This window comes from Moorena sp. SIO3E8 (assembly GCF_010692445.1).
Lineage (GTDB): Bacteria > Cyanobacteriota > Cyanobacteriia > Cyanobacteriales > Coleofasciculaceae > Moorena > Moorena bouillonii.
The window spans coordinates 1-16,072 of the sequence record NZ_JAAHHM010000137.1 but is presented as its reverse complement, the minus strand read 5'-3'; the positions used below and the strand labels follow the sequence as shown (position 1 = coordinate 16,072).

Below are 16,072 nucleotides of genomic sequence, written 5' to 3'. Positions count from 1 at the left end.
TTGTTTCAGACGAGGATTTTTAAGAATTTTGGCATCTGCGATTAAGGGCATGCCTTTACCTACAGGTAGATTTATTCCCGATTTTTCTCCTGCCCCTGGATGAATCTTAAAAACATACCCTTGAAAGATCTCCCCATCTCCCCATCTCCCCATCTCCCCACACTTCCCACACTTGCGGGAGTGATAGATTTACAACAAAAAGCTGATAGCTGATAGCTTAAGTCCTTTGTTTCCAAAGGTTTTCAAATGTTCTATCCTATTTTAATAACTTTCTCAGGCTTATCTCATCCTTTTCAAAGACGATGTTAAGATAGGTTAAATACTTTAAATAATAATTACATAGATTGGAATTAAACCAACACTGTTTTAGGTTAATTCTGTCTACGGACTTACGAGTCAGTTCTGATATTCGGGAGAGTTATGTCATGAAAGATATGAAAAAAACTGTAATGGTAAGCGCTGCCTTGACTAGTGTCTTGGCTCTAGGTTTAGGTGTAGCATCTGAAAACGCCTTGGCCGGTAAGGAAGGAATGGAAAAATGTGCTGGTATCGTTAAGGCGGGTCAGAACGATTGTGGCACCAGCAAGCATGATTGCGGCGGGATGGCTAAGGTAGATAGCGATCCCGAAGAGTGGATCTACGTTCCTGAAGGCACTTGCAAAAAGATTGTTGGTGCAACGATTGTAGGAGAACCAACCTCCAGCCAGGAAACTGAAAAGCCAACCGAGAGTGCGCAAGCCAATTAAACGAAGCTATCAGCAGGCTGGGCACTCAGCTATCAGCTTATGAATCATGGCTGAGTAGGGTTATGTACACAGATCCCCCCTAACCCCCCTTAAGAAAGGGGGGAATTAGATTCAGCTGAGTAGCGTTATGTATACCGATCCCCCCTAACCCCCCTTAAGAAAGGGGGGAATTAGATTCAGCTGAGTAGGGTTATGTACACAGATCCCCCCTAACCCCCCTTAAGAAAGGGGGGAATTAGATTCAGCTGAGTAGGGTTATGTATACAGATCCCCCCTAACCCCCCTTAAGAAAGGGGGGAATTAGATTCAGCTGAAATGCTTCGTGCTGATACCTTACCACTACCATGGATAAATCCTAACAATAATGTCATGAAAACAATGTCATGAAAACAATGCTATGACAACTCACCTTCCTTCAGCTTCAATTAACGGTGCTGGAATCGGTTTACGCTCCGCCCATTATCAAGATATCCTTACTCATAAACATACTATACCTTGGTTTGAAGTATTATTAGATAATTATTTAACGTCTCAGGGTTTACCACTCCACTTTTTAGAAAAAGTCCGCCAAAACTATCCCGTTACATTACATGGCGTCGGTATGTCTTTGGGGTCAACAGACCCTTTAGATTTAGAGTATTTGACAAACTTAAAAGAGTTAGCCCAGCAGATTGAACCAGCATACATTTCCGATCACCTATCCTGGATTTCCGTTAATGGTCACTATCTTAACGATTTAATTCCTCTTCCTTATACCGAAGCAGTGATGGAACATGTAGCCCAACGGATATTGCAAGCTCAGGAATTTCTAGGTTGTCGGATTTTGATTGAAAACCCATCGGCTTACGTGAGTTTCACAGATTCAACCATGCCAGAATGGGTATTTATCCAACAATTGTTAGAAAAAGCAGATTGTTACTTGCTGCTAGATGTCAACAATCTTTATGTCACTGCTACTAATCAGGGATTTGACCCCCTTGATTATTTGAATACAATACCAGCAACCAGGGTCAAACAAATTCATTTAGCAGGGTATGAAGAACGGGAAGATTATCTATTTGATACCCACGGTTATCCTGTTCATCCTCCAGTGTGGGAATTGTATCAAGCAACATTAGAGCGCTTTGGTCCGGTACCTACTCTGATTGAATGGGATACTGATATCCCAGCTTTTGAGGTATTAATCACCCAAGCGAGTAAAGCTCAGGAGTATTTAGATCAGGTAAGTATAACAAAGGGAATAGGGAACAGGGAACAGGGAACAGGCAGTCGGGAGTCGGGAGTCGGGAGTCGGGAGTCGGGAGTCGGGAGTCGGGAGTCGGGAGTCGGAAGTCGGGAGTCGGGAGTCGGGAGCGGTGCGACCCGTGGCGAATTTAATTCGACGACTGTAAGCGCACCGAGGGAGTTGGGAACTTCGGATAAAAAATTATCACAATTTATTTAGGATACCTATATATAGCCTTTTTCAATAGATCATAAAACCAAATGTTGATTTCTGATTAAACCACAAAATAATCGCATCTCTTTACTACTGTTCCCGATTCCCGATTCCCGATTCCCGATTCCCGATTCCCGATTCCCGATTCCCGATTCCCGATTCCCGATTCCCGATTCCCTTTGCTATAACCTTAAAAACCGATATAATCATGGAATTAAGGACACTACAACAGCTATTTTACGAGGCTGTTTTTGAAAATAATCCTGCCAGTACACAAACCATTGCTCAACACATCAAAGCAGCTAAACAATTGACCCCTGCTGAAGGGTTAGCCATTTATCGTGGCAGTGTCTTAGGCAACCTGAGCCAAACGTTAATGTCAATTTATCCAGTCTGCTGTTGTTTGGTGGGAGAGAAATTTTTTGATGCAACAGCAGTAAGATATATCCGCCGCTTTCCTTCTCTATCTATGGATTTAGGGGATTATGGCGAGCACTTTGCTGATTTTCTGGCCAATTTTGAGCCAGCAAAACAGTTACCCTATTTACCAGATGTGGCGCTGTTAGAGTGGCACTGGCATCGGGTGTTTAATGGTGAAGAGGCTACCAGGTTAGATGTCCAGGCATTGAGTACAGTTCCCCAAGAAAAATGGGGAGAACTGATTTTCCATTTACCTAAAAATAGTGTTCTGATTGAGTCGGCTTACCCTATCCATCGCATTTGGGAGGTTAATCAGCCTGAATACCAAGGTGATCAGCAAGTGAATTTGGATGAAGGGGGGATACAACTATTCCTCTGGCGCAATGGTTATGATATGCGCATTGAGCTGCCAACAAAAGCAGAATGGCAACTGCTGAAGGCTTTTCAAGGGGAAAATCGATTTGAAGCAGTTTGTCAAGACCTGGCTGCTGATGAATTAGCTATTGATGTAGCGTCTGAGTTGCCGCGATTTGTGCAACGTGGATGGATTGCAAGGTTTTCGATTTAGACAGATCCTTATACAGAAGGATTTCAGCTTATTTCCGTAGAACAGGAGTTGGGACTTAGTAAATAGTTAGCGTTACTTTGCGTCTGTTTTCGGTAGCTTGCGGATATATTCGCCGCCTGAGACATAGACCAACCATTGACGTTTGCGTTCGAGCTTTGTAGCTGACCGTGTTCATGTTGTGAAAGCCTTACTTTTAACCAGTATTCGCCCTTGCTCATTGAGGGGTTTTGTGGGTATAATACTAGGTAAGAATAGGCTAACACGCTATGGCTCCCAATCACTCTTACACGACAAAACTGAAGCTTAACAACCGTCAAAAAACATTGATGGCCAAACACGCTGGTTTTAGTCGGTGGGTGTACAACTGGGGTTTAGGGATGTGGAAAGATGCCTACAATGAAGGGTTAAAGCCTAACATTAAAACCCTAAAGCGGTTATTTACCAACCATGTCAAACCTGAGTATCCCTGGATGAGGGAATTATCCTCAAAAGTTTACCAATATGCGTTCATCAATTTAGGGGAAGCATTCAAAAGGTTTTTCAAAGGATGGGGTAAGTACCCTAGATTCAAATGCAAGGGTAAAAATGATCGCTTTACTATCGATAATTCAGGGAGACCGATTCGATTAGGTGGACTAATTCATAACTTACCCTTCCTGAAGCAGGTTAGAACGTTTGAACCCCTACCAGATTGTCTAACTAAAAAAGTCACAATCTACAAAAAAGCCGGGGAGTGGTATATTAGCTTCTCCATTGAAAAGATCTTTGAACCAACACTTAAAGAACGAGAAAGAGTTGGTGTGGATTTTGGAATAAAAACCCTAGCTGTATTAAGCTCTGGTGTTGAGTTTGAAGGACTTAAGCCTTACCGCAACGCTCAACGGAAATTATCTAGAGTTCAACGGAAATTATCTAAAAAAGAAAGAGGCTCTCAGAATTACTTAAAAACCCAGCTTGAAGTACAAAAACTCCACCATCGAGTGGCTAATCTCCGAAAAGACTATCTTCAGGTGCGACCCGTGGCGAATTTAATTCGCCAACGGAAAGCGCACCTATATAAAATGACAACTTATATCGCTAAAAACCACGGCGAAGTTGTGATTGAAGATTTGAATGTTTCAGGGATGATGGCGAATCACAAATTAGCTAAAGCAATCGGTGATTTAGGACTGCATGAAGCCAGACGGCAATTGACCTATAAATGTGAACGCTACGGAACTTTGTTAGTAGTGGCTGATCGGTTCTTCCCCTCTAGTCAATTATGTTCTAACTGTGGAAATCAACAGCCAATGCCTTTATCGCAGAGGGTTTATAGCTGTGATTGTTGCGGTAACAAAATCGACCGGGTAGGACATGCCTCAGTGAACCTAGAACGCTATAACGAGTACGGCTCGACTCGTAAGCCTGTGGAGGGTTAACCGCTCCTATGCCCCCGTTGAAGCAGGAAATAAACACACAAAGTATCGCGAAGTGACGCTTTGTACAGGTTTTATGGAGCAGTCGAACCCCCAGTAGACTTACATCTACAACTGTTTAGCAAACAGCTTGCTTTGCCAATAGCGACCTCTCCAGAATGGGTTGGGTAGGATTTGAACCTACGGCGCACAGAGGCATCCGTTTTACAGACGGCTTCCTTCACCTGACTTGGATACCAACCCAATTTGCAGTGCCGACGGGAATTGAACCCCCCCTGGAACTGCAATATTTTAAGTCCAGGGTGAGAATCGAACTCACACAATAGGTTTTGCAGACCAATGCCCTACCATTAGGCGACCTGGACACATTCTTTGAAGTTTTCAAGGTGCTTCGGAGCAAGCAGGTTTACGTCCTGTATTACTCTGTTATATATATACTACATTACATAATACAAAGTGTCAAGAGTGTAATACAAAATAGTGATTCCCTTAGATCATTGACTGGCTCAATATGTGCAATAATTACTTCTTAGAAGGCCACTTCTCATAAGAAAATGAGTGTAACCCTCACTACTACATCACTCTCTCTCACCACAGCTTTGCCCTTGACTGGGCATCCGGCACGGGTTTATCTGAGTAGTTTGAGTCCTGGGTCGCAGCGAACAATGAGGCAAGCTTTGGATGCGATCGCATCCCTACTAACCAATAACGAATGTGATGCGGATACCCTTGACTGGGCAGCCCTCACCTATCAGCACACTGCTGCCGTCCAAGCCGCATTACTAGAAATTAATGCCCCCGCCACGGTCAAGAAGAAGATGGCAGCCCTCAGGGGAGTATTGGCTGTGGCAAAGAAGTTGAAACTGATGGATGCAGAAAATTATGAGGGGGCGGTGGATTTACCCAGGATTAAGAATCATCCCTTACCTAGAGGTCGAGCATTAACTCAAGAAGAAATTACCGCACTTATTAAGGTGTGTACTTCCGATACAACTAATCAAGGGGCTAGGGATAAAGCCCTAATTGGCATCCTACGGGGTACAGGATTGCGACGGGCAGAAGTGGTGAAGCTGGAAGTGCGAGATTTTGATGGTGATAGTGGTGCATTGGAAGTGCGCCAGGGTAAGGGGGGGAAGGATAGGACGGTTTATTTACCCGAAGGTGCGATCGCGTTTGTAAATGATTGGTTAAACACAAGAGGTAACCAACCAGGGGCGCTGTTGTGCCCAATACTCAAAGGTGGACAGATACAGTACAGAAAGATGACCCCCCAGGCAGTATTGTTGATTTTGCAGAAGCGGGCTAAAGAAGCTGGGGTCGAGTCCTTTAGTCCTCATGATTTCCGCAGAACCTTCTGCTCTGATTTACTGGATGCTGGGATTGATATCGTGACCGTCCAGAAGTTAGCTGGCCATGCAAGCCCTGTGACTACGGCTAAGTATGACCGGCGGGGTGAGGAGGTGAAACGGAGGGCGGTGCAGAAGTTGGGGTTTTAGGAGGAGGGGCGAAGGCCATAATGTTTCCTGCGGATAGGGTTGGCGATGGGGAGAGGATCATTACTTGGTCACACGAGGCCTATATCCTGTAGGACTAGTAATGGTGTTTTCACCACGCGACGACGAAGAGCTGGAGACAGTCAAGTCCATCGTTAAGAAATCCTACGAATATGCTACTGGGGAAGCGCCAAGGTAGTATTGTAACGAAGGTCTAAAAGTAAGCGGTCATTGTTAAATCATCTTCAAAATTGTCTCTGATAAGCCTGGGGAGTTCCCATATAACTGGGTTACGCACCTTTTGGTAAGTAATTGTTTTCTACAAAAATGTATATTAAGTTTAAGCTCACTGAAAACAAAAGACGGCAACTTCTGTTTTCAATGAAAACACTTCAGGAGAGTCAATAATCGTCAATAACTCACCGCTAAGTCTTTTCAGACTATAGCGGGAGCTTGAAAAAGCTCATAATTGACCAGTCTAAGTTCCTAAAGAACTACGTTATTCCTAAGTGTTAAGGTTCCTACCTGAGGATGCGTAGCTAGTCTTCAGCTCTAGAACCCGGTCGTTAAACAGGTGTATTTGAGTTAAGCCAGTGCGACTGGGAAAGTACCGAGGAATAACATTGACGAAGCTAACTTAACCCTAGTAATAGGAGAAAACACAATTACGCGTGTCTTTGTACTCAACAAAAACCGACAACCCTTAGATCCATGCAAGCCTGCGAGAGCCAGAATTTTACTTTCGGTAGGAAAAGCAAAGGTCTATCGTCGTTACCCATTTACCATAATTTTGACGGAGGAAGTAAAACAGCCAATAACTCACGATCAGCAACTCAAAATAGATCCTGGAGCAAAAATAAGCGGTTTAGCTATCGTCCAAGGAAAACGAGTAATCTGGGGATCTGAACTTACCCATCGAGGGTTTCAAATACAAGAGGCTTTGACCTCTCGTAGACAATTGAGACGTAGTAGACGTAATCGCAAGACTCGATACCGCAAGCCCAGGTTTCTTAACAGAACTAGACCGAAAGGTTGGTTAGCGCCTAGTTTGACGTCTAGGGTTCAAAATATTTTAACTTGGGTTAAAAAGTTGATTCGATTCTGTCCTATCACCGGCATATCCCAAGAATTGGTTAGGTTCGACACTCAAAAGCTGCAAAATCCTGAACTATCTGGTATCGAGTACCAACAGGGTACACTTTACGGCTATGAACTTCGGGAATATTTACTTGAAAAATGGAATCGCAAGTGTGCTTATTGTGGGGCAACAGGTACTCAGTTAGAAATCGAGCATATCAAGCCTAAATCTAAAGGTGGTTCCAATCGGGTTTCTAATTTAACTATTGCGTGTCATCCATGTAACCAGGCTAAATCCAATCAAGATATTGAGCTTTTTTTGTCGAAAAAGCCTAGTATCTTGAAACGAATACTGAGTCAATCATTACGCCCCCTGGCTGATGCGGCTTCTGTTAACTCAACTCGCTGTACGTTATACTACGAACTGAAATCAATAGGATTGCCTGTTGAAGTGGGTAGCGGCGGATTAACAAAATTCAACAGGTGCCGCCAAAATCTTCCTAAAACTCATTGGTTAGATGCGGCCAATGTTGGAAAAGTTGAAACTCTGATTATTGAAGTAACCCTACCTTTGGTAATAACAGCCAAAGGACACGGCACTCGTCAGCTCTGTAGGACTAATAAGTATGGGTTCCCCATTCGTCATTGCTCCAGAATTAAATTTCACAAAGGCTTTCAGACAGGAGATATTGTCCGCGCCGTGGTAACTAAGGGGAAGAATATTGGTACTTATGTAGGACGGGTCGCAACCAGAAAATCAGGGTCTTTCAATATCTCAACTTTGGGAGGACTAGTGCAAGGGATTAGTCACAAATATTGTCGATTTATTCACAGAAAGGATGGTTATGCTTATACAAACTAGATTCTGTCCTCCTTTTCCTCTCACCGTTAACCCTGCGGGTATAATGGGAGTCTCCAAGGAGGTAGAAAGATGACAACCACTGGTGGTAAATGTCCGGTGATACACGGTAGTGTAACAACATATAGTATGTCAGAGATGGAGTGGTGGCCGAAGGCACTTAATCTCGATATTTTGAGTCAGCATGATCGCAAAACTGATCCGATGGGAGTGGACTTTAACTATCGGGAGGCGGTAAAAAAACTTGATGTGGTTGCACTAAAACAAGACCTACATGCGCTGATGACCGACAGCCAAGATTGGTGGCCAGCGGATTGGGGTCACTATGGTGGTCTGATGATCCGTATGACCTGGCACGCAGCCGGAACCTACCGGATTGCGGATGGTCGTGGCGGTGCGGGGACAGGTAATCAACGTTTTGCGCCACTCAACTCCTGGCCAGACAACGCCAACCTAGACAAGGCACGCCGTCTACTCTGGCCGATAAAGAAGAAGTATGGAAGCCAGCTTAGTTGGGCCGATTTGATTACCTATGCTGGCACGATCGCCTACGAATCCATGGGACTAAAAACCTTTGGTTTCGCCTTTGGTCGAGAAGATATCTGGCATCCCGAAAAAGATATTTACTGGGGGCCAGAAAAAGAATGGCTTGCCCCCAGCGATAACCAGCACAGCCGCTATTCTGATGAGCGAAAGCTAGAAAATCCACTGGCTGCGGTAACAATGGGGTTGATTTATGTTAATCCCGAGGGTGTAGATGGCAATCCCGACCCTATCAAAACCGCCAATGACGTGCGCGTTACCTTTGCCCGTATGGCGATGAACGACGAAGAAACCGTAGCTCTTACAGCTGGGGGGCATACGGTGGGCAAATGTCACGGTAACGGTGATCCCGGGTTGCTGGGCATGGAACCCGAAGGGGCAGATATCCAAGACCAGGGCTTGGGGTGGGTGAACAATACTGGTCAGGGTATTGGTCACAACACCGTTACCAGTGGTATAGAAGGGGCCTGGACGCCTCAGCCGACCCTGTGGGATAATGGGTATTTTCATATGCTGCTCAACTATGACTGGGAACTAAAGAAGAGTCCAGCAGGTGCGTGGCAATGGGAACCGATTGACCCGAAGGAAGAAGACAAACCCGTCAATGTTGTAGATCCGACGATTCGCGGCAACCTTGTAATGACCGACGCCGATATGGCCATGAAGATGGACCCAAAGTATCGAAAGATTTCCGAGCGGTTCTACAACGATCCTGAATATTTCAGTAATGTCTTCAGACGGGCATGGTTCAAACTGACCCACCGAGATATGGGGCCAAAGACTCGCTATATTGGCCCCGATGTTCCAGAAGAGGATCTGATCTGGCAAGATCCTATTCCAGCCGGGAATACTGATTACGATATTCAAGCCGTAAAGGAACGCATTGCAGTAAGCGGTCTGAGCGTTAGTGAAATGGTTTGTACCGCTTGGGACAGCGCTCGTACATTTCGCGGATCGGACAAGCGCGGTGGCGCAAACGGGGCGCGAATTCGTCTGACTCCGCAGAAGGATTGGGAAGGCAATGAGCCAGCTCGTTTGGCAAAAGTATTAACTGTTCTAGACAGCATTGCAGCAGAGACCAAGGCAAGCATAGCGGATGTCATCGTCTTGGCCGGTAACGTAGGTATCGAGCAAGCTGCTAAAGCTGCTGGCTTCGAAATTACCGTCCCCTTTTCTCCGGGGCGGGGCGATGCAACGGATGAGATGACCGACGCAGAGTCATTTGACGTGCTAGAACCCATTCATGATGGCTACCGCAATTGGTTGAAGAAAGACTATGCCGTCAGTGCGGAAGAGCTTATGCTTGATCGCACGCAGTTGATGGGACTGACGGCTCCAGAGATGACTGTGTTAGTCGGTGGGATGCGTGTGTTAGGGACCAATTATGGCGGCACAAAGCATGGCGTATTCACGGATCGTGAAGGTACTTTGACTAACGACTTCTTTGTGAACCTGACGGATATGAACTACCTGTGGAAACCTGTAGGTCAGAATCTGTATGAAATCTGCGATCGCCAGACTAATCAGGTTAAGTGGACAGCGACACGGGTCGATCTTGTTTTCGGCTCTAACTCAATCCTTCGTGCCTATGCTGAAGTCTATGCGCAAGATGACAGCCAAGAAAAGTTGGTGCAAGACTTCGTAGCAGCCTGGACGAAGGTGATGAATGCTGATCGTTTTGATCTGGCCTAACATATGAATCGTAAGGTTGGCAAAAGTAGTGTTTTTAGCCCTCTTTTGCCACTCTCGGATACCAAAATATCCGGGAGCGTGATAGCCCCTTCTTTTTAAGGAGGGGTGGAAACGCGACGCGACGGGTTTTAACCCGCCGTATCCATTCAAATAAGTTATAATATAAGCAAGGAGGTGATAGCAAATGTACAAAACAATTTCAGTAAGAGCAAAATTTTCAGAGGAAGAAAAGGCTTTTTGGTTGTTTCAATGCGAACAAGCTAACAGTTTATGGAATTGTGCTGTTTATTACTCCAAGCAGAAGCATTATAGTTGGCTAGAGCAGCAACCCGAGGCTTTCACTACTTATTGGCGCGGTGATGAGTTAAGATACGGCTGGAAGACCTATAAGTGCGCACTTAAGTACGCCGAGTTATGTAAGGAGCTGAAAAGCAATCCTCACTACAAGGCAATGGCGGCTCAATCAGCTCAGCAAAGTCTCAAAACTGTAGCCGAATCAATTGCTAGTTACAACCAGTTGGTCGGTCTCTATTATAAAGGTCAAGTTGATCAACCTAAATTACTCAGGTACCGCAAGAAAGGTGGGCTAGCACCTGTCACTTTTCCTCGTCAGCCGCTTAAGTATAAAAATGGATTGTTTTACCCTCCGATTAGCAAAGAGTCTAAAGCAGAGTTACTTACTGAAATTGCCTTAGAGCCACCAGACTTTATAGATCCAGATTGGGTTAAAGAAGTGACTATCCGTCCGTACCTAGGACAACTCTGGATCGATTGGGTGATCTCGGATGGGAAGCAGCCGATAGAAAATAATCCAAACCTAGACTATTCCCAGGCATGGAGTTTTGATCACGGCGGTGATAACTGGCTGACTGGTGTTTCAACCCATGGGAAAAGCCTGATTATTGATGGTCGAAAGCTTAAGTCTTTGAACCAGGGTTATGCCAGGCTAGTTACTAAGTACAAAGCCGGGAAGCCCGATTTTTATTGGGATGCGAACTTAGATCGAGTTCAACGGAAGCGCAACAACCAAATTCGGGATGCCATTAACAAGGCTGCTCGATTTATTGTTAATCGGTGTCTTCAGGATCGGATTGGCAACTTAATAATTGGGTGGAATGAAGGTCAGAAAAATTCATTAAATATGGGTAAGCGGGGCAATCAAAACTTCGTAGTTATCCCCACAAAAAGGTTAATTGAAAGACTAAAACAGCTTGCCTTTGAATATGGAATAAAGTTAACAATCACCGAGGAAGCGTACACTAGTAAAGCGTCTTACCTTGACGACGACAGCCTCCCAAAACATGGTGAGAAACCCAAAGGATGGACACCGTCGGGAAAACGGGTAAAGCGTGGAATGTACAAAACTTCTTTTGGACACCTGGTAAATGCGGATTGCAATGGTGCCGCAAATATAGCCAGGAAAGTAGCCACACAGTTAGGTCTCGACCTTACCAAGGTGGGTAGAGGGAGCTTGACACTCCCACATCGATATGATCTGTTCAAATCTCTGTCTAAATCATATCGAACAAGATGTGGAGCGGCACGGTTTCAACCTGCCGCGTAACAACCTTATAGAATCCCCCGTGTTTCAACCGGGGGAGATGTCAAATCACGTGACTACTCCCATATCAAGTCAAAGATTATAATGTAGGCTTCTCAATCTCACGTTTGACGTTACAGCTAGAACAGCAGTGAACGCGATCGCTTTTAGCGGAAGCTTTGCTTCATCGCGTAGCGTGGCCTACGGCCAATCGCTTTTAGCGGAAGCTTCGCGAACGGCTTTGCCGAATCGCGTTTGTGAATGATTGGTTGACCACAAGAGGTCATCAACCAGGAGCGCTGTTCCAATGGGCAAAGGGGGGCAGATACAGAACAGAAAGATGACCCCCCAGGCCGTGTTGTTGATTTTGCAGAAGCGGGCTAAAGAAGCTGGGGTGGAATCCTTTTCTCCCCATGATTTTCCCAGGACCTTTTGCTCTGATTTGCTTGATGCTGGGATTGACATCGTGACCGTCCAAAAGTTAGCTGGCCATGCGTCTCCTGTGACTACCGCTAAGTATGATAGGCGGGGTGAGGAGGTTAAGCGTAGGGCGGTGCAGAAGTTGGGGTTTTAAGAGGGTGCGGCTTGTTCTTACTAGGAGCCTCTTAGATTATGAATTCATTTTTCTTGTGCTTACCCTGGTTTTAAGTGTAACTTTATAAAAGTTTGGCTGTTGTAGCTAAGAGTTGTCTTTGTAAAGGTTAAACGTGAAAATTTTTAAATTCTTGTTAGTTTTATTGACGATATTCTTTACAACTATATCACCGGCTGCTGCAGCTGATTATTGGGGAGTCAGTGCTGGTTCATCATGGGATCTTGACCAATTCCGTCCACTTTACAGATATACACTACCACCGGGAAAAACTCCTGATGATATCGTAGGAATGGGTTCAGAGCCTGATTGCGATGGTGGTAATACTAAGCATTTCGTTTGGTTTGATGACAGAACAGTGAGCGCTGGTTCATCATCGAATCTTGACCGATTCCGTCCACTTTACGGATATTCACTACCACCGGGTAAAACTCCTGATGATATCGTAGGAATGGGTTCAGAGCCTGATTGCGATGGTGGTAATACTAAACATTTTGTTTGGTTCAAATGACTAGTTGATAAACTAATTCGTGTGGAGATGGTTGTGCAGTAAGCGGGTTACAAACACGATTTTCCGCAGGGGACACTACGCGATTGACCTTTGGTCACGCTACGCGAACGCTTTCATTGTGAAGTCAGACGTGAGTATGCCGTGGGTTAGGTCATGGGAAGGTGATAGTAGGGTGTCTTTTTTTGGCTCATCATTGGTTCTGATTGCAGTTTTGATTCGCATGGAATAAATTATCTAGCCCGATAGTCATTCAACAACTACAACGGAAGTTCTAGGGATTCAAAACCAAGCTCAGGGGAATTTCCCAGTTTGAACAGATTTGTTACAAAACTTTATTATAAAAGTTACAAAACTTTATTTTTGTCTGTAGAAAAATTGGATTTTTGGAGTGATTAAGACAGTGGGGGCAATCAAAAAAAGTGTAATCCCTCTTGATGGCAAAACCAGTCGTTGGGTTCTGTATGAATTGGGATTAATTACGGCCTCTTTGCTTACCCCTGTACCTGGACCAAAAACTGGTTTCCAGGAAACTTAATTAAATTTCACTCAAGAAGAAAAAGCATGCTAAATAAAGAAAAAACAACTTCTAACTCTGACCTTTCTCTTGTTGATGAAGAGCAACTGTTCTCTGAGTTAACTTCCGAGGAAGCGGCTGTCATAGAGGGAGGCTTGACGCTTATATTGCATTCGATTCAAGCTGTCAAAGCTGGTGCAGACAGGAGGGGGCGAGACGAGGCCTATCTTCTTGTTAATAACGTAAAATGGTGGGGAGTCAAGAAAATGAAGACAGGACAAAGTCGCTCTATTAACGAAATCATACCTTTCGGCGGCTCGGCAAATATCCAACTTTTCGATCGCGATCCAGGAACGGATGACTTCATGGGTGATTTGAGGATCAGCCAACCAACAGGACTGTCAATAACAACTTTGTCGGGGAGCGGATCTATATACAAGTTGACTTACGAAGTAGTTTGATGAAGAAGGTCTAGAATTCAAGCTGAAAATTTTCGGAGTCTTAGTACAGCTTTAGGGCGAAGTAGTTTTGTACACTATTTTTGATAGTGCGAACAACCCGATTTCATTGATTCCAGCTCATTGTTTTCTGTTTTCACAAGAAAATTATCTCTGCGCGACTCCTTACTAAAAAATGTTGCTGTCTTGGTGCCCGTTCCCTAGCGCTTTCTCAAAGTGCTAGGGAAGGCTCGTTGCATCCTCAAATTATGGGTTGGTCAAACAAAAATCAATTATATTTAGTTGATTGAGTGAACTGCTGTAACCTATACCTTGAGAAGTGTTCAAACAGGAAAGAGCAAGGGGTAGACGGTCGCCCTACCTTGGTATAGGAGTAGGTAAGTCCAGGAAAAGTGCGATCGCCTTTGGTCACGCTACGCGATGAAGCGAAGCTGCGCCAAAGGCGATCGCAGCCATCGGGTTAAGTTGTAACCGGTAGGACTGCACTAGTTGGGTAATTCTGTATATGGTAGATGGTTGTGCAGTAAGCGGGTTACAAACGTGATTCTCCCCCTGGAGACGCTATGTGAACATGCACAACTACTGCCGACTGTTGGTAGTAGCTCATGCTTGCGTAGGGCTTACGGCGGCGTTTTTTTTTAGCTTGTCACCAACTTGTCACCGATGGGATACACCTCGGTTTTGGTATAAACTGCGGTGTACCGTCTATGAAAACAACCTCAAAGTTGTATCGAATGATTGGTTTACAAGTATTCTTAATTTTTCCTTCTTCCGGTAAATCAAAGGCTAAGTAATTAGTTGTGTTAAATCGTGCACTTCCTTTTACATCATCATTGTTATTTAATATTTCTAGTACTTCTAAATCCTTTAGTTTAATCATTTTTGGTTTGTTAAGTTATTGTTTCAAGTACAATAATACAGCTTTGAGCTGTTCAGCGAATGATTTATCTCCATGGGAGGACAGCTGGTGAGGTTTGGGATGGAATGCGATTCTCGCCCTGGAGACGCTACGGGATTGACCTTTGGTTTTAAGGTTGTTGAAGGTTGTTCGCGTAGCGTGGCCTTTTGGCCAAGGTTGTTGAAGGTTGAATTCACTTCTGCCTTCTGCCCTCTACCTTGTTTTCCCCAAAGTATAAGTATTCAACCGGACATAATAAGTAGTCGGACATAAATAAACGGTACTGTCTCAAAAACTGTAAAATCATTGTAACCTTTACACCAAAAGGTTTGGTCGATATTTACAAAACTTTATACAGCACCCAAAACTTTTGTCCGACTACTTATAAGACATATTTTTTCCTGCTCCCTGCTCCCTTTAAACCAAAATACTATGTCTTAAACTATCCTTATGTTGCTATTAGCTAAAATTGTTACAAATCTAATACTTTAATTGTGACTAATTATTACAATATCTAAAATTGATCTCGATTTTTTAGATTTTCCACTTGACAACAAACCTAGCAACTATTTATAATATAGTCATGGCTAAAAGAGCCGCGCTTTGCGAACACCAACCAACAAGCGCGGCTCTCTCCCAAACCACAGTTTAGGTAACTCTATCATAATGGCAAAAAAACGATTTATTCATCATCCCATCGATTATCACGAAGCAATGGAGCGTCTTGAGCAGCTTGGACAACAGAGGGGACCGAAGCAGGAAAATTTGTGTCCCTATCCGATCACGGAACGAGAGCAAATACTAATCCGACTGTATAGTTACTACCAATTGGGCATGACACCCCAGCGGTTTTACCAAAAGTGGGACTTAACGCAGAACGATATAGCTTTGATCTGCTCTTGTTCCGCTCACACGGTTAATGGCTGGTTTAACACTAGTCGTCGCTGTTACCCTCCCACTGCTGGTCACTTGCGCCATCTGGCGATTATGGATTTTTTGTTGGAAGATTTTGAAACTATTCCGAGGGAGTTATTGGATCGATTGTGTTTGAAGGAGGACAGAATGGTGAATTAAGAATTGAGAGGATATCTCCCAAGTTTTTTGATACTGAATTTTGCCCCCCTAGGGCGTGTCTTCAAAGTTTTCCGCAAGATTATGATCCCCCCCAGCCCCCCTTAAAAAAGCTATCCATTAGGCAAAAGTAGTCGAAACAGTGATAGAGACTAGGATTTAGGCAAGGATTGGGAGAGGAGTGGTGAGAGCCATTATTAAACTAACAGGGATTTCCCAAGACTGCGGTCGCAAAAT

14 protein-coding genes and 2 tRNA genes are annotated in these 16,072 nt (G+C 44.4%); 13 read left to right on the top strand and 3 right to left on the bottom strand.

Annotated features, from left to right (window positions below):
- Positions 1–434: 434 nt before the first annotated feature.
- From F6K46_RS32350 to F6K46_RS32335, 4 genes are all read left to right on the top strand, one after another.
- Entirely contained in the window at positions 435–746 is a 312-nt protein-coding gene (locus F6K46_RS32350) for a DUF2282 domain-containing protein (RefSeq protein WP_143727980.1), read from the top strand.
- Between the two features lie 397 nt (positions 747–1,143).
- Entirely contained in the window at positions 1,144–2,190 is a 1,047-nt protein-coding gene (locus tag F6K46_RS32345) for a DUF692 domain-containing protein (protein ID WP_293065629.1), read from the top strand.
- Positions 2,191–2,392: 202 nt separating this feature from the next.
- Complete coding sequence (locus F6K46_RS32340) at positions 2,393–3,172, top strand: DNA-binding domain-containing protein (RefSeq protein ID WP_075899423.1); 780 nt, start codon at positions 2,393–2,395, stop codon at positions 3,170–3,172.
- 266 nt (positions 3,173–3,438) lie between these two features.
- The gene (locus F6K46_RS32335) at positions 3,439–4,590 is read left to right on the top strand and encodes an RNA-guided endonuclease TnpB family protein (protein ID WP_075899425.1); all 1,152 of its coding nucleotides are present in this window, start codon (positions 3,439–3,441) and stop codon (positions 4,588–4,590) included.
- Between the two features lie 156 nt (positions 4,591–4,746).
- Here the strand turns inward: F6K46_RS32335 and F6K46_RS32330 are convergent.
- Together F6K46_RS32330 and F6K46_RS32325 are read right to left on the bottom strand one after the other, a co-directional pair.
- Positions 4,747–4,830, bottom strand: a tRNA-Tyr gene (locus F6K46_RS32330).
- Between the two features lie 51 nt (positions 4,831–4,881).
- A tRNA-Cys gene (locus F6K46_RS32325) sits at positions 4,882–4,952 on the bottom strand.
- A 189-nt stretch (positions 4,953–5,141) separates the two neighbouring features.
- On the opposite strand from F6K46_RS32325, the gene F6K46_RS32320 reads away from it, so the two are divergent.
- The 8 genes from F6K46_RS32320 (at position 5,142) to F6K46_RS32285 (ending at position 13,869) form a co-directional block, all read left to right on the top strand.
- Positions 5,142–6,083: a tyrosine-type recombinase/integrase gene (locus F6K46_RS32320; RefSeq protein WP_293065625.1), complete on the top strand. Its 942-nt coding sequence runs from the start codon at positions 5,142–5,144 to the stop codon at positions 6,081–6,083.
- Between the two features lie 661 nt (positions 6,084–6,744).
- Entirely contained in the window at positions 6,745–8,019 is a 1,275-nt protein-coding gene (iscB, locus tag F6K46_RS32315) for an RNA-guided endonuclease IscB (RefSeq protein ID WP_293065633.1), read from the top strand.
- A 69-nt stretch (positions 8,020–8,088) separates the two neighbouring features.
- The gene (gene katG / locus F6K46_RS32310) at positions 8,089–10,251 is read left to right on the top strand and encodes a catalase/peroxidase HPI (protein ID WP_293065622.1); all 2,163 of its coding nucleotides are present in this window, start codon (positions 8,089–8,091) and stop codon (positions 10,249–10,251) included.
- A 184-nt stretch (positions 10,252–10,435) separates the two neighbouring features.
- Entirely contained in the window at positions 10,436–11,815 is a 1,380-nt protein-coding gene (locus F6K46_RS32305) for a transposase (RefSeq protein ID WP_293065619.1), read from the top strand.
- 283 nt (positions 11,816–12,098) lie between these two features.
- Positions 12,099–12,365: a tyrosine-type recombinase/integrase gene (locus tag F6K46_RS32300; protein ID WP_293065613.1), complete on the top strand. Its 267-nt coding sequence runs from the start codon at positions 12,099–12,101 to the stop codon at positions 12,363–12,365.
- Between the two features lie 133 nt (positions 12,366–12,498).
- Positions 12,499–12,894: a hypothetical protein gene (locus tag F6K46_RS32295; protein WP_293065611.1), complete on the top strand. Its 396-nt coding sequence runs from the start codon at positions 12,499–12,501 to the stop codon at positions 12,892–12,894.
- A 388-nt stretch (positions 12,895–13,282) separates the two neighbouring features.
- Positions 13,283–13,429, top strand: a complete 147-nt coding sequence (locus F6K46_RS32290) for a hypothetical protein (protein WP_293065606.1) — start codon at positions 13,283–13,285, stop codon at positions 13,427–13,429.
- 26 nt (positions 13,430–13,455) lie between these two features.
- Positions 13,456–13,869, top strand: a complete 414-nt coding sequence (locus F6K46_RS32285; RefSeq protein ID WP_293065604.1) for a hypothetical protein — start codon at positions 13,456–13,458, stop codon at positions 13,867–13,869.
- Between the two features lie 643 nt (positions 13,870–14,512).
- Here F6K46_RS32285 and F6K46_RS32280 read toward each other — a convergent pair.
- The gene (locus F6K46_RS32280; protein WP_293065601.1) at positions 14,513–14,746 is read right to left on the bottom strand and encodes a hypothetical protein; all 234 of its coding nucleotides are present in this window, start codon (positions 14,744–14,746) and stop codon (positions 14,513–14,515) included.
- A 684-nt stretch (positions 14,747–15,430) separates the two neighbouring features.
- Here F6K46_RS32280 and F6K46_RS32275 point away from each other — a divergent pair.
- Positions 15,431–15,838, top strand: a complete 408-nt coding sequence (locus F6K46_RS32275; RefSeq protein WP_075899437.1) for a hypothetical protein — start codon at positions 15,431–15,433, stop codon at positions 15,836–15,838.
- Positions 15,839–16,072 lie beyond the last annotated feature (234 nt).